7 protein-coding genes are annotated in these 16,376 nt (G+C 42.2%); 4 read left to right on the forward strand and 3 right to left on the reverse strand.

Annotated elements, in window-relative coordinates; genetic code table 11:
* Positions 1–588 precede the first annotated feature (588 nt).
* From C505_RS0112285 to C505_RS0112300, 4 genes are read left to right on the forward strand one after another with little or no spacing between them, the layout of a single operon-like run.
* Complete coding sequence (locus C505_RS0112285; RefSeq protein WP_018692912.1) at positions 589–1,422, forward strand: lysozyme inhibitor LprI family protein; 834 nt, start codon at positions 589–591, stop codon at positions 1,420–1,422.
* 34 nt (positions 1,423–1,456) lie between these two features.
* Entirely contained in the window at positions 1,457–1,873 is a 417-nt protein-coding gene (locus tag C505_RS0112290; protein WP_018692913.1) for a hypothetical protein, read from the forward strand.
* Positions 1,874–1,921: 48 nt separating this feature from the next.
* On the forward strand, positions 1,922–3,142 hold the full coding sequence (locus C505_RS0112295; RefSeq protein WP_018692914.1) for an efflux RND transporter periplasmic adaptor subunit: 1,221 nt from the start codon (positions 1,922–1,924) through the stop codon (positions 3,140–3,142).
* A 39-nt stretch (positions 3,143–3,181) separates the two neighbouring features.
* The gene (locus C505_RS0112300) at positions 3,182–6,316 is read left to right on the forward strand and encodes an efflux RND transporter permease subunit (protein WP_018692915.1); all 3,135 of its coding nucleotides are present in this window, start codon (positions 3,182–3,184) and stop codon (positions 6,314–6,316) included.
* Positions 6,317–6,365: 49 nt separating this feature from the next.
* Here the strand turns inward: C505_RS0112300 and C505_RS23710 are convergent, their stop codons facing one another.
* The 3 genes from C505_RS23710 to C505_RS23720 form a co-directional block, all read right to left on the reverse strand.
* The gene (locus tag C505_RS23710; RefSeq protein WP_018692916.1) at positions 6,366–6,926 is read right to left on the reverse strand and encodes an outer membrane beta-barrel protein; all 561 of its coding nucleotides are present in this window, start codon (positions 6,924–6,926) and stop codon (positions 6,366–6,368) included.
* Between the two features lie 13 nt (positions 6,927–6,939).
* A complete protein-coding gene (locus C505_RS23715; RefSeq protein WP_018692917.1) occupies positions 6,940–11,322 on the reverse strand; it encodes an Ig-like domain-containing protein in 4,383 nt (1,460 codons plus the stop codon).
* 420 nt (positions 11,323–11,742) lie between these two features.
* Positions 11,743–16,266 (reverse strand): outer membrane beta-barrel protein, encoded by a 4,524-nt coding sequence (locus C505_RS23720; protein WP_211215077.1) that lies wholly within the window; start codon positions 16,264–16,266, stop codon positions 11,743–11,745.
* Positions 16,267–16,376 lie beyond the last annotated feature (110 nt).

Here is a 16,376-nt window from a genome sequence, read left to right on the forward strand (position 1 = left end):
GTAGAATCTTCTCTCTGCGAGTGCCCACACAGATAATGAGTTACTTATTGTTAAAGAGCGTTTTAAATCAGGATGCGTATCTTACGCCTCTGTGATTCAAAGTCAAGGATTAAATTTAACGTTTCTTATCAACATTTAATTTGAACCTTAACCTTCTAAAATCTCGCTTTGAATCGTTTTCCTAAGCGAGGCGGCCATTTTACGATGTTTTCTTTCGAAGTCAACCTTTATTTTGAAAGTTAATTTCGAAGAACCTCTTCTCAACAACCTCACCTTCAGTCGTCGGCTTGTTTGCCCTGCCCCCTGTTGGTGTGGGAGCGCATTATAGAGATTTCATCGAAGGGCGCAAGTGTTTTTTTTGAAAAAAATTCAAAAAGACAACAAATCGAACAAAAGTCATACAAAACATTGCATTTTGATTAAAATTCAACCTAATCTTTATTACAGTAGAACTAAAATCATGCTTTATATACATGTAACGACTCATCACGGAACTTTTTCCCCATCTCTTGGTCAGATCCGAAATAACTTCATTTTTCAGAATTCATTTAGAATCTATAATAAGAAAAAATAACAAGGGGCCAGAGAATGTACCGAATCCTCATTGCTCTTCTATTTGGGGTATTCATGCCACATATGAGCTTTGCATTATCCGTCTATCAGCTCGATGATCAGTTTCAAGACTGTAAAGGAAGTGCAGCGACGAATATTGCTCAGACGCAATGCTTACATCAAGCAGTCAAAGAATGGACAGATTATATCAATACCACATTTTCTGAATTACAAAAGATATTGCCACCAGCACGAGCAAAAGAGTTATCTGACAGTCAATCGGCTTGGCTCGACTTTCATGAGAAAAGTAAAACAGCTATTACCCATATCTATAATAAAACGAGTTTTAAAGGCAACCAATGGGAAGAAAAGGCACAAGAGTCCATTCTTGGCATGATGCGTCAACGTGCGGTGGAGCTTGAGTCTCTATTCAAAGATTACGAGAAAGAAAACTCGATGCGGGAAAAGCTTGCCCGTAATGTGATTGAAGATTTTTTAAATCGAGGCTCTCGTTCAGTTGGTATTCCTGCACAAGGAAAACTAGATAAGTTTTTCTCGCCTTCACTACTTGTTTTTATGAATAAGGTCAGAACCCAAGTTGAAACAAAACGGATCCGTAATCCAGAAGTAGAACAAATTCTTTTAGACTCCCACTTATTCACGAGTATTTATGAAACACCATTCTCATACAAAGTATTAAGTATTCAATCTGACTTTCCTTTTCATAAAATAAAAGTCCGCTTTCATATTCGCCGTCCCAAGATCGAATGTATTGATACTTATATATTGAAGAAGAATAAGATCGATGACATTCAGTATGCTTGTGATGAAAAAGGTACATTACGTTCTTTTATGAAAAATAATATGTAACATTTTCAATATGGCCGTTCCTTAAGAAATACTTGTGAAAGTTTATGAATCTTTACACTTTACTTTGGATCCTTATAATAGTGGCGTGATGATACGATTTATATTGCTTACATTTTTTCTCATGGTACAAACGGTGTCTGCATCGACACTGGGTCATGTTGTGCATGAAGAGTCACCATCACACCATCAACAACAAGCTGTTGATCACCAGCACCTCAATTTTTCGACAAACATATCATCCATTGATACGCAAGGGTCTGTTACTGAACAATTGCTTCAAGATGATCGTGAATTTTGTCAAAGTTGCCCATGTCACAGTGGTCACTTCTCATTTATTCAACCAACTAAAGTTGGTACCCCTGAAGAACAGCCCGTAGAAAACTATGCACGTATTTCTTTTAGGCCACGTACAGTTGATCTTTTCTTAGAAACACCACCACCAAACGCTTAACTCCACCTGACATTCATTCTTGTTCAATTTTTTTGGAGTTAAATTATTATGGTTCAATCAAAATGGTGGTTGGCGCTGCTTGCGTCTATCCCTTTCGTACTATTTCATGCAAATACATTTGCAACACAGCGTTTTCAGTCAGAAGCATCGACTTCTCATGCAGATCATGAACACAAAGAAAATAAATATGATGAGCATGGGCATGATGAAGAAAAGTCACACACCTCAGAAGAGGAAGATGACAGTCATGGGCATGAAGAAGCGGCTGAGCTAACATTAAGTGATCAGCAAATCCGTAGTATGGACATACAAGCGCAACCGATTCGTGCACTGGATCGAGGCGCTGCACTCACGTTGACCGGAGAGATCCGTTTTAATCAATACCTGTCTGCATCCATCACTTCAAAGCTCGAAGGACAAATCCAGAAACGTCATGTGCGTTTAGGTGATCATGTACAACAAGGCCAAGTAGTTGCAACACTATATAGTCCTGATCTAGCGAATCTTTCTTCCGATTATATGATTAAATATACCGACTTACAGCGCTTGAAAAAACTCAAGCAAAACGTCAGTCGCCAATCGATTCAAACCCTCACTGTAGAAGTCGCATTGCAGGAAGCGAAGTTAAGTGCAATCGGTGTCCTGCCGAAGAAACTTCGTCTGGATTTTCAAGCTGGAAATACCCAATTGGGACAATGGCAACTCACCGCCCCTTCTTCGGGAACCATTATTGATGATCAATTAATTATCGGCGATTGGATAGAGCCTGGAGTTGCTATCTTCCAAACGGTTGATGAATCTTCACTCTGGTTCGATGCCCAGCTTCCTCTAAAAACTTATCTGAGCTTTGAAGATATCACAGCTGCATATCTTATCGAGCAAAGTCAGACAGTCAGCCTTTCTCCCGTATCCGTGTTACACCAGGTGGATGAAAAAACACGAACACAGAGTATTCGCTTCTCCTTACCAAACCAAGATCACCGTTGGCATAAAGGCATGTTGGCCAAGGCTGTCATCCAATTAAAGACACCAAATAATGCCTGGAAAGTTCCAATTTCTTCCGTCCTTCAGGATAAAGATGGTGACTGGTTTGTGTTTGTCAAAACGAGTCAAAATACCTTCAAGCAACAGGAAATCGAGTGGCTAGGTGAAGAGTCCCAGATTGCAATGGTTCGAGGGTTATCCCCCGAAGACACCATTGTGACACAAGGTGCATTCACCCTGTTTGCAGAGCTGGCAAAGTCTGGCTTTGACATTCATAACCACTAATTTCTAAACCACACGTTTTTAAAAGCTAATGGTGAATTTATGAAGCGTATTATAGAGTTTTGCTTTGCACAGCAGCGCATTGTGCTGTCTGTTTTCCTAGTTGGGATCATGTTGAGTGGATTTCAGCTGATGCAACTCAAGCTGGATGTCTTTCCAGATGTCACCGACATTCAGGTTAGTGTCAATACAGAAGCCCCTGGAATGGCCGCAAAGGAAGTCGAACAGCTCGTGACTTATCCTGTTGAATCCTTGATGTATAGTATTCCCTCTGTCAAGGCCGTCCGTTCAATATCCAAAACAGGACTCTCCATTGTCACGATTGTTTTCGAAGAGTCAACAGATCCTTACTTTGCCCGAGAACAAGTCTTTCAAAGGCTGAGACAAGCAGAAGGTTTATTGCCAGAATCGATTGATGCCCCAGCGATGGGACCGAATTCCTCAGGTCTTGGTCAAGTTTTTCAATATCTACTCGTTGCAGATCCAGAGTCTGCCTATCATGATCCGGTCAAACTTCGTAGCCTCAACGACTATCTGGTCAAATTGATACTCATGCCTGTTGATGGTGTAACCGACATTCTTTCATTTGGCGGTGAAGTAAAGCAGTACCAAGTCAATTTGGATCCGCAGAAGCTTTTTCAATTAGGGTTGTCTATTGAAGATGTTCAGCAAGCTTTACTCAACAGTAACCAAAATGCCGGTGGCTGGTATCTGAATCGAGGGGATGAACAGTTTGTCATCCGAGGTGTCGGTCGTTTTTCTTCTAACCGAATCGGCCTTCGACAAATTGAAGATGTACCGCTTCTTCAGCATGAGGGACGATTAATCAGCGTCCGCGATATTGCTTCCGTGTCGATCGGTGGTGAAATTCGTCAAGGTGCAGTAACGATGACTGAGCGCCAAGCTAATGGCCAGTTACTTGCAAGGGGAGAAGTGATTTCCGGGATTGTACTCAAGCGATTTGGGGCAAATACCAAACAAACTATTGATGACGTGAAAGCGCTTCTACCAAAGATCCAAACCGCTCTACCAGATGGTGTCAGTATTCAGCCCTACTACGACAACTCAGACTTGGTTGAAAAAGCGGTGAGTACGCTCACCATTTCTCTAGTACAAGCTGCTGTTTTGGTTCTTGTGGTTCTTTTCCTCTTTCTATTCAACCTTCGAGCTACGCTATTGGTATTGGTGACTGTGCCACTCTCGCTGCTCATGGCATTAGCGATGCTGGCTTATTTTGACATTTCAGCCAACTTAATGTCTCTCGGTGGCATGGTCATTGCCATTGGTATGCTCGTTGATAGTGCCGTTGTCATGGTTGAGGGGATCATGCAGCGAGCTGAAAAAGAAACAGTTGAGGCACAAGCGACCCGCCTTGCGAAGCCGATGGTATTTTCATTCGCGATTATCATGATGGTTCTTGCTCCGCTGACATTACTCACTGGCGTAGAGGGAAAGCTATTCATTCCAATGATCATCAGTATTATGCTTGCGCTATGTTTTGCATTGCTCATTGCATTGTTTTTGCTGCCATTGTTGGCAAAGCACCTGTTATCCAACAGTGAGGAAACATCATCGAGCCAATTTTCTAATATTTCTGCGCGTTATCGTCAATTACTTGTCAAACTCAGCCAGCACCCGAAAAAACTTGGCTTATGCATGCTGATCATGATCGGGCTTTCCTCATGGTTTGCAACACAGATTGGTACCGAGTTCGTTCCTGAATTAGAAGAAGGTACGATTAATCTCCGCGTGACTTTGGCACCAACAGCAAACCTAAATGTGGCACTTGCGCTTGCACCAAAGTTGGAAGATGAACTGATGCAATTTCCAGAGGTCACCTACGCACTTTCTCGGATTGGTCGAGCAGAAATTGGCGGCGATCCAGAGCCGATCAGTAATATCGAGATCTATATTGGCCTCAAACCTGTTTCTGAATGGAAGTCAGCAAAAGATCGGTATGCTCTACAGTCGAAGATGGCGACACGTTTAAAGAAATTCCCTGGACTATTACTGACGTTTTCACAACCAATTGCAACACGGGTAGATGAACTTCTATCAGGAGTAAAATCTCAGCTCGCCATTAAAATCTTCGGTCCAGACCTTAACCAATTGGGTCAATTAGCAGCAGAAGCGACACAAAAGGTTCAACAAGTGAATGGGGCAATCGATGTTGCGATGGAGCAGTTTCAAGGTGAAGCACAATTGGAAATTAATGTGAAGCGAGATGTTGCTGCTCAGTATGGGCTCACTGTTGCTGATGTCATGCAAGTCGTCAATGCAGGCATTGGTGGAACGGCGGCTGGCCAAGTCTTTGAAGGGAATGCCCGTTATGATATCTATGTTCGTTATCAGAATGAGGATAGAAATAACTTGCATCAAATCCGCCAAATCCCCATTCAGGGTGCTGAAGGAACCTGGTTACAGCTATCTGATGTCGCTGAGGTCGGTTATCAGAAAGGAGTAAGTCAGGTTCGCCGTGAAAATGTGCAACGTCGAGTTGTGATCCAAGCGAATGTTGCCAATCGCGATATGGGAAGTGTCGTGAATGATATTCAAACCCAACTGAATCAAATCAAGTGGCCAGCTGGCTACTACTTCCAGATTGGTGGCCAATATGAGAACCAACAACGCGCACAAAAGACCCTTTCATGGCTCTTACCTGTCATCTTGGCTGGGATTGCTATTTTGCTTTACTTTGCATTTGGAAATCTACGACAAGTCGCCATCTTACTTATTTGCATTCCTTTTGCCCTCATGGGGGGTATCTGGTCATTATACTTGAGTGGTGCATACCTATCCGTACCAAGCAGCATCGGATTTATCGCACTGATTGGTTTAGCTGTGTTGAACGGCGTTGTGCTGACAGATAGCCTCAATTACGAATTCGCACAAAGAGCCCTATCATTTCGTGATGCTGTCATTCGTGGGTGTGAACATCGACTTCGTCCAGTCCTGATGACAGCGATGACAACAGCTTTGGGCTTATTACCTCTGTTATATAGTCAAGGTGTGGGATCAGAAATACAAAAGCCAATGGCAATTGTCTTAATTGGCGGTCTGATATCTTCGACCATTCTGACTTTGTTTGTTTTGCCACTCGCCACACTTGTGTGGATGAAACCGAATTCGGTCGAGCATTCAAGCGAGTTGGAATCTGGTCAACTGCAACAGGCTTAAACCACCGAAAAACCGAATGACCTAGCAGCCATTCGGTTTTTCTTTTGGATTAATCGCCGAAGTATCCGCCGATCATTAGTCCTGCATAATTGGCATCTTTATCATAGGTATCAATTTCCAAACGAAGAAAATATTTCTCAGAAAAATACCACTGTGCACCAATCCCACCAGCAAGTTGAATTGATGAATCCTTGTTAAATTGAACCCGACTTTCACTGATATCATTCTGAATCGAAGAAAGACCTAATTTCAGGTAGACATTCCAGTCACGCCAGTTTTCGAACAACCAATATCCACCCATAACCGCAGGGATCTGATAGCTCAGCTCAGGTGAACCCTCAATCTTTGGGTTGTGATTATCCAATGTCGCTGCTCCCGCATCCGTATAGGAAAGTTCAGCAAACCATTGCGGTGCAATATCATAGCCCAACTTGATATTCCAACCAGTATCCTTTTTATCAACAGTATGCCAACCATTTGATTCGCCCTCGGGATTCACTTTCGTAAAACCAAGGCCAGCGCCAATATAAAACTGTCCATTTTCTTGGACCGACTCAGCCTGCACAGCAGGGGCCGCCAATAAGGCGGCACATAAAATAATTTTTTTCATCAAACAAATGCCTCTACTTCTTAGTCTGACGGCGACGAAGGCCTAGTGTAGCAAGGATACCGAGAAGAATTGAACCAAAAGTTCCAGAACCAGAGACTGCGGTTTCTAATCCCTTATCATTCTGTTGATAGTCTGGCACGCCATCACCATTGAAGTCGCCATTTTCGATATCATCAGAAATACCATCACCATCACTATCTTTATCCTGATAGTTAAATGTCCCATCGTTGTCCGAGTCATTTAATACTGGCGGTTTGCCCCCGTTATCAGGGTCGAAGGAGTCATTGAGACCATCGTTATCTGAATCAATTGTACGACCATCATCCTTTTCACCACCGTTATTCGGACGAGTTTCTTCCAAATCAGAGATCCCATCATTGTCACTATCATCATCTCTAAAATCTGGCTGGCCATCTTCATCAGAGTCAACAGGTGTCATATCTTCTGGTACCGTATCAACTAAACCATCCTTATCCGAGTCTGCTGGTGTATCGATTCGACCATCACCATCGGTATCGAATGAATCATTCCCAATCCCTTCAATGCTATCTGGAATGCCATCATTATCGCTATCTAAGTCGATTCTATCTGGAATACCATCGTTATCCGTATCAATATCCTTGCCATTTGGTGCTTCAATAGTGTCTGGGATCCCATCATTGTCATCATCTTTATCCAGACTATTCGGGATTGAGTCACCATCATTGTCTGCATTAAGGCCATACACTGATTTATCCGTATCACTCACATCCGGTATACCGTCACCATCACTGTCCTTGATATCGTCAATGCGTCCATCGTTATTCTTGTCTTTATCTGCATAATCAGTCTCAAGAATATCAAGTACTTCATCATCTTTTACATCGAGGAAGTCAGGTAAATCATCATTGTCTTCATCTTTCAAAGGCAAGGTCGCTGTTTCACCATCTGAGAAGCCATCTTCATCCTTATCGTCAAGACCAGCCTCAATCACATCTGGAATACTATCATTATCACTATCCAGATCGCGGAAATTCATCACGCCGTCACCATCGGAGTCATTGGCTACATCACCAACCTTAATCGTGGTATTTTGCTCATCGCGATCGTCGGTGTCATAAGCCGCTCCTATTCCATCGAGATCATGATCAATATTTAACTCAGCTAGGACTTCATCTTTATCCAAGATCCCATCATTATCACTATCTCGATCGAGATAGTCCGGTGTGTTATCTCTTTCTGTATCAAGCGCAGAATAATGATCATCAATGCCATCTTTGTTTGTATCTTCACCCTTTGTGAAATCCACATCCAACGCATTCACAATGCCATCATGGTCATCGTCTTGCCCATGCAACCCTGATTCAATAAGATCCGGAATCAAATCACCATCACTATCGATATCGAGGTGATCTGGTTTTCCATCATCATCCGTGTCAATAGCTGAACCTTCTTTAATTTCGATAGCATCTGGGATCCGGTCATTATCAGAGTCTTTATCTAGATGATCAGGAATATTATCGCCATCCGTATCGAATGGAGAATGAGCATTTTCACTCTCGGTACGATCATCTAAGCCATCATTATCAGAATCTTTATCTAAGTAATCTGGTTGTCCATCTTGGTCAGTATCCTTTGGTTCCGAACCATCGCCAATTTCATAACGATCATCCAACCCATCATTATCAGAGTCATCATCGAGATAGTTTGGAATATTGTCACCATCAATATCACCTGTTCCTTCTTCACTATCCGGGAATCCATCATTATCGCTGTCAGTGTCAAGGTGATTAGGTCGCTCATCTCCATCTGTATTGATTGGCTGACCATCCTGACCAAGTTCGTCTTCATCGTCGATACCATCCCCGTCAGAATCTATATCACGATGGTCTGGCGTTGAGTCATTATCCGTATCAACTGGTTTTCCATCTTTACCAAGTTCATCTTCATCGTCGATGCCATCCCCGTCAGAATCTGTATCACGATGGTCTGGTTTCCCATCATCATCCGTATCGATAGGCTGGCCTTTATCATCCAACTCATCTTTGTCATGGATCCCATCGCCATCAGAATCTTTATCTTGATAATCTGGGGTCAAATCACCATCTGTATCCATAGGCGTGGTCGGCTCATTTCCGGCTTCAACCGAATCAGGGATGCGATCACCATCAGAATCTTTATCTTGGTAATCTGGAGTCAAATCACCATCTGTATCAACAGGCGTGGTCGGCTCTTTTCCTGCTTCAACCGAGTCAGGGATACCATCACCATCAGAATCACTATCTTGGTAATCTGGAATCAAATCACCATCTGTATCAACAGGTTCAGTTGGCTTTTCTCCAGCTTCAACCGCGTCAGGAATGCCGTCATTATCAGAATCAATTTCCTGATAATCAGGTATTCCATCGTGGTCACTATCCGTCGTTAGTCCTTCAATCACATCAGGGATACCGTCATCATCTTCATCAATATCAATTCTGAATGAGAACGTTGCTTTTTGAGTGTTTTTCGCTTCATCAGTCCCTTCAGCGGAGAAATGGTAATCCCCTTCAGGAAGCTTTGAGCCTGGCACGCATGACCATTGGTTCAGTGGTGGGTTTTTCTGGACATCAGCACGGCAGATTTCTGAATGATCAGTCGTGTTTTTCACAATGACAACAGAGCCTGCGGGTAGATCTGTTGTTCCTGAAATAGCAGGCCTTTGGTCACGCGTGACATCGATTGAATCGATAGCCAACTGAGGCAGTTTTTTATCCAGCTTGAAGTGGTGCTCAATTACCGTTTCATTATTCATGTCATCACTGACAGTAACACGTAAAGTGATATCTCCATCTTCAAGCGCAGCGAGATCCATTGACGGTGTTTGCCACTTTCCATCGAAAAGCGGGACTTCTACTTTTTCATGTTTGCCTTGACTGTCAATAAATTCGACTGTGACTTTTGTTCCATCAGCAACACCATCAACTCGACCAGATAGAGAAACTGCGCCATATTCTGATTGATTGATAAATTCATCATCACCTGAAATATTTTGAACAACCGTTAACGTTGGCGATTCTGTATCTTTTTTGATAGATATTTCAGCACTGCCAGTATTATTGAACGTGTCTGCTTGCGTGACTCGGAAGTTGACTTGACCTTCTGGCAAGTGACTCATTGCGGGTGTGTATTCCCACTCTCCACTTGAACACTGGATCGATGATTGCGAAGCCACATTATTAATGAATAACTGGAGTGGGAAGCCATTCTCACACTTTCCCTTCACACTATAAGAACGCTGATTATCCTGATTCATGTCAATCGCAGTGATCGACACATCGGGGGCTTTGTTGTCGAAGTTAAGATTTCCAGTCGCGGGCGCCGATCGATTTCCAGAAATATCGATGCTCACAACTTCTACTGAATAGTCATCATGGGAGTCATCAATAGACTGAAAAGGAATCGAGTCTGGCGATACATTCTTCGTATCTATTTTCCAGTTCCCTTCACGGTCAACAAGGGAATAGAACATTTGTTGGCCATTATTCTCAGAAATTTTTAATTCGACTGTTGTCAGAGGTTCAGCTTTACCTGTAAAAATCGGATAATCTTCCCCCCCTTTGAACTGGTTCATTTCATTTAAAACTGGTGCGTCTGGTGCAACGTCATCGTAGGAGGTATCAATTGGGTTTTCGAAAAAAATCTTCGCATTACCATCAAAGTCAAACTTTCTTCGTTTCTTTGATTTTGCAAGGTAACTGATATCAAAAGAAGATGCTGGTTGAAAGAAAATCTGAACAGCGATTTCTTGATCACCTGTATTACCACTCGATTCTGAAGAAAAGGTGAGATATTCACCATCATCATCTACCTTAATATTCGAAATCTTATCAAGTATTGTTTTTGCAACTGCACTCTTTCTCACAGTCACTTTTTCATATTTGTTGTCTTTATTTCCATCGATATCCTGGAATAAACTTGTCGGTATGATTGTGATTGCTTTTTCATTCCCTGTGCCATAAGTCCCTGACTCATAAAAACTGTATCGTAAGTTCACCTCTTGAAATACAGAACTTGAATTTGGATGTAACCACACACGGGATTCATCTACATTTGCTTTATCTGGATCAAATTCAGTAGCAAACTCCAAATTTTCTGTTGTCGGAAGCGGCGAACCACCAATGACCTCAATCACCATATCAAGGGTGATGTTATTGAGTTGCCCTACATTTCTCCAAATAGCAACTCGATTACCCTGTGGGGAAGTGACTGCTTCTGGCTCTGAAGTAAACGAAAGCTCTGTGGTAAATATTTTTGTTTCCTGAGATGAAATTGTGATTGCACTATTTTGTGCAAAGGCGATATTTTGGCTTAGGGGCCCACATAAACAAGCGATTCCAAGTGCTGTTGTGGGAGAAATAAATTTATTATTACTCATACTATTCTCAGTCATTCTGACGCTTGCGAGCGTCATGTCATTATCTACGTCAATCACAAATGACTTTGCGAGTCGACTTCTATCAATTATTGCTAACCGGGGGAACGATACGAAAGTTGAAGTATTTCGTTCGCCAAATAAGACCAAAAGCACTCCAACGTATTGATTGGAATGTCCTTATAAAATGATGAGAGCCTTTGGAACTCGTTAGTTATGTGGCAAAAATACAACTAAAGTTTCGGATTTTATCCAAATTTAGAGCAAAATGAAATCAGTCCAGTGCATTAAACCTGAAAATCAGTATTTTATCTGAACAAAAGTTAACAAATAATGAATAAGTTGATGTAATCAAAGAGGACATGGTTGAGTATAAAAAGCATACTCAACCTGATTGAAATACAACCAAACCACCAAAATAGGCTATTCACCAAAATAACCACCAATCAGAACACCAGCATAATTTGCGTCTTTATCAAACGAGTCGATTTCTAAACGAAGAAAGAAGCGTTCTGAAAACTGCCAGTGTCCGCCAATTCCTCCGGCCAATTGAACTTTAGACTCCTTATTAAACCGCACGCGACTGTCATTTACTTCATTTTGAATTGAAGAAAGGCCAAGTTTGAAATACAGGTTCCATTCATTCTCTGGCTCAAAGAACCAATAGCCGCCAAATAGCGCAGGAATTTCATAACTAATATCCGGATTACCTTTCACTTGTGGGTTCTTGTTCCCTAACATGGCATCTCCGGCATCCGTATAGGAAAGCTCTGCGAACCAGTGAGGGTGAAGATCATAGCCAACTTTCACGTTCCAACCGAAGTCTGTATCATCAACCGTTCTCCATCCATTGGATTCTCCTTCAGGCTCAATATGGGTCCAGCCAATCCCTCCCCCAATATAAAAATGTTCTTGCCCTTTCATCGATGCCGCTTGAGCCATTGGAAGCATTATCAGAAGAAGACAGCTTAATCCAAGTTTCGCCATATTATTGTTCCTATAGAGTTGACGTTGACTTATGAACAATAGCCCAAGTAACCAGAAGATGCTGTACCCAATACTGCCAAAACCATTGACTGCAGTTTCTAATGCCCCGTCATTTTGCAATCGGTCTGGCACACCATTCCCATCTTTATCTGCATTGAAGTCTTCGCCATTACTCGACTCGATGTTATCTGAAATACCATCTCCATCACTGTCTTCATCAAGGTAATCAAAACTTCCATCATTGTCTGTGTCTGGTATGCCAGGGATTTTCCCACCATTATCTGTGTCCACAACATCCACAAGCCCATCGTTATCAGAGTCTGTTGTTGAATCTATCTTCCCGTCATTATTTTCATCTTTAATATCTGTTCCTGTGAGTGTTGATTCATTCGTATCGCTGATCCCATCATTATCACTGTCACCATCCTGAAAATCTGGGTTGTCAGTGTTGTCGGTATTCACAGGGGTCATATCATCTGAAATAGTATCAACTAAACCATCCTTATCCGTGTCGACAAAGTTATCAATACGCCCGTCCTGATTTGGGTCGAGTAAATCACTCCCAGTTCCTTCAATCGTATCTGGAATCCCATCATTATCACTATCTAAGTCCAGTCGATCCGGGATACCATCGCCATCCGTATCAATATCTTGGCCATTTGGTGCTTCTATTTTATCCGGGATCCCATCATTATCATCATCTTTATCGACACTGTTACTGACCTTATCGCCATCAAAGTCGAGGTTGGTCCCAAAAATCTGTTTTTCAGGATCATTTACATCAGGCACACCATCCTTATCTGTATCCTGAGTGACATCAATACGTCCATCGCCATTCTCATCCAATGCCTTCGCATCAGTTCCATCAATATCGTTCGTGTTATTCTCATCATTGCGTACATCGATGAAGTCAGCTTTCCCATCATTATCCTTATCTGGCGGGTTGGTTTGAACATTCCCGTCATCAGCAAAACCGTCTTCTTCGATATCGGTAAGACCTGCTTCAATCACGTCTAAGATACTGTCATTATCACTATCCAAATCTTGAAAGTTCGGGGCCCCATCGCCGTCTTCATCATGTGCGGTAGCCCCTGCTTTAATTGTGATATCAGCGGCATCATTATCATCATTATCGAAAGCGGCAATGAGTCCATCGTCGTCATCATCTGCTGTGCTGGCTTCGTTGAGTTCTGTTTTATCAGGGATCCCATCATTATCCGTATCTGTATCCAAGTAATCCGGTGTTTTGTCACTATCTGTATCCTTTGGTTTGAAAGCATCATCCACACCATCTTTATTCTCATCCTTGCCATTGGTTTGTGTCACATCAATGCTGTCATCAATCCCATCACCGTCTGCATCGGTCCCTGACAGGCCATTTTCCAATTTATCTGGGATCAGATCGTTATCACTATCCGCATCGATATAATCAGGTTTTCCATCATTATCCGAGTCATTGGGTTCGAACGCATCAGCAACACCATTGCCATTGTCATCATTCCCTTGTGTTGTACCCTTCACATCATGGTCAATGGCATCATCAATTCCGTCACTATCTTCATCTGTATCAGAGAATGCAGGTATTGTTGTCACTTCAACAGAATCCGGTAAACCGTCGTTGTCGCTGTCAATGTCTCGATAATCTGGCGTTTTATCTCCATCAGTGTCTCGTGGATTGCCAGGATTTGGACCGATTTCAAGTTTATCGATGATGCCATCGTTATCCGAGTCCATATCTAGATAGTCAGGCTTGCCATCATTATCCGAATCTGTTGCCTCTTTTGTATCATCAATGCCATTGTTATTCGAATCTGTTCCACCCGTATTTGTCACATCAATCGCATCATCAATGCCATCATTGTCCGAGTCATTGTTATCAAGAGGTGTGCCAAACTCAACACTGTCCTTAATGCCATCATTATCCGAATCATCATCTAAGTTGTTAGGAATGCCATCATTATCTGAATCACCACTTCCTTCAAACACATCTGGGATCCCATCATCATCCTGATCAAAATCTACCTCAAAGGAAATAGGGGTTGTTGTTTGATTCCCTGAAGTATCAGTAGTGTCCGCTGTAAAGTTATAAGTCCCTTGTGCGATAGCCGTTGGTGCTTTGCATGACCATGTATTATTAGGACTTCCCGCTGAGACAGTTGCTGTACATACTGCTGCCCCACTCCCATCTTTGATGAACACCTCTTCGCCAACAGGTTGGTCAGTTATCCCCGAGAAATTGGGTAGATTCTCATTGGACTCCCCACTTGGACTCAGTACTGTTAAAACAGGGTTTCCAGAATCTTTCGATAAGTTATCTGAATCCGTTGCTTTATTCCCAGAAAGGCTTGAAACAGAAACACTGAGCGTCACAGCTTCTTCTCCCAGCCCACTTAGGTTGACGTTGCTGATTGTCCATGCATTTCCTGTAACCGTCGCTGTTTCATTGATTGTTGTCTTCGAGTCAGAAATCTGAATCGATACCACTTGGTTATCTTCAATATTCGCTGTCGTTCCAGAGATTGTGTTCGTGGTAATTTCAGTCGCGTTATAAACGCTATCCCCCTCAGTACCGTTATTATTAATTGATATACTCGGCACTGCTGTACCTTTTAACGCCGTAGCTGAGTCGGTACCTAAGTTATCAAAGTTGTCAGTTTGTGAAATATTGACACGAATCCCAACCGGACCTTCTGGCGCACCTGAGACATCAAATGTCGCATCCCAGCTTCCTGAACTACATGGAACACTTTGTGGTGGATCGGAGATACCTGAAATACTTACCAAAACATTGCCATCTCCAGCCTCACAATTCCCAGATACAGGATAAGAGTCTTCGTTTTCAATATTGGCAGGATCTAGAGAGTCAATAATGGTGACGACTGGGGATTTTTTGTCGAAAGTTAATCCATCAGGTTTGGTGAGTGAACTCGAGTTTCCAGCTGCATCAAATGTTGTCACTTGAACAGGATATGTCGTATCAGTTCCATTGACGAATGTTAAGGTGCCATTATCCGGTGGCGTTGTCGCAGTATCAATGATCCAGTCACCACTTTTGTCTGCGACACGAATAAATGTCTTATTATTCACTTCTAGCTGAACCGTTGCAAACGCCTCTGCAGTGCCTTGAAAGACAGGAGACTGATTTCCACCAGCAACAACATTATTAAACGTTGGAGGAGCAGGTGGATCATTATCCACTTTCACTTCAAATGGATTTGCAAAAAATGCTTCCGCATTTCCATCAAACTCAAAGTTTCTTGTATCAGAAGTAGTTTCAAATGTAATTTCAAACTCCGATGCTGGTTTAAAGAAAACCTCTATTGCAATATTTTTATCGCCGGGATTACCATCTGCACTCGAGGATATCTTTAATAGCCCTGGGTTCTCATTTACAACGGCAACATCGGTATCATTCTCAACCTGATTTTGGACATTAAGCTTGCCATTCCTTCTCGTTCTTGCTACATCACTTTCCTGTACAAAAATTGTTTCAACACTATCAAGGTCTTGAAATAAGCTGCTTGGAATAATATCAACACTCTCTCCAGAACCTGCTTGAAAAGTGCCCGCTTTATATATGTTGAACTTCACGGTTACTTTTTGTGTATCACTTGCACTTACACCGTTAACTAACTGGATTCTTGCTTCATCAGCCGTATTGTCAGGCTGTGATGTATTTGTACTAAATTTGACACTATCAACTACTCCATCCTTTGTATTTGAAAGAATTGTGACAACCATATCCAAATCGACACCATTCAAGGAACCTATATTTTCCCATAGTGCTGTCGTATTTACCGATCCTGAATGCCCACCAGGTGGTATCGTGACAGTTGGAAGTGTTTTGAACGATAACTCGGTCACAAATGGCTCACCAACCTCTGGGGTTTGTGCAATTGCGAATGTGGAACAAAAGTTACTGATTGCCAAGCTGATAACGAGCAGGATTAAAAAGGTCATTTTATTCAACATAATCATTTTACCGTTTCAGGTTCTTGCACGGTGAGTTGCTTTCTCCAAAATTGCGCTCAAAGTTGTACAAAGCATGTGAGGGAGAAGATATCCAACAA

This window comes from Algicola sagamiensis DSM 14643, from assembly GCF_000374485.1.
Lineage (GTDB): Bacteria > Pseudomonadota > Gammaproteobacteria > Enterobacterales > Alteromonadaceae > Algicola > Algicola sagamiensis.

Coding starts and splice junctions, on each gene's coding strand:
- C505_RS0112295 (WP_018692914.1), top strand. CDS start 1,922: ATGGTTCAATCAAAATGGTGGTTGGCGCTGCTTGCGTCTATCCCTTTC.
- C505_RS23720 (WP_211215077.1), bottom strand. CDS start 16,266: ATGACCTTTTTAATCCTGCTCGTTATCAGCTTGGCAATCAGTAACTTT.
- C505_RS0112285 (WP_018692912.1), top strand. CDS start 589: ATGTACCGAATCCTCATTGCTCTTCTATTTGGGGTATTCATGCCACAT.
- C505_RS23710 (WP_018692916.1), bottom strand. CDS start 6,926: ATGAAAAAAATTATTTTATGTGCCGCCTTATTGGCGGCCCCTGCTGTG.
- C505_RS0112300 (WP_018692915.1), top strand. CDS start 3,182: ATGAAGCGTATTATAGAGTTTTGCTTTGCACAGCAGCGCATTGTGCTG.
- C505_RS23715 (WP_018692917.1), bottom strand. CDS start 11,322: ATGAGTAATAATAAATTTATTTCTCCCACAACAGCACTTGGAATCGCT.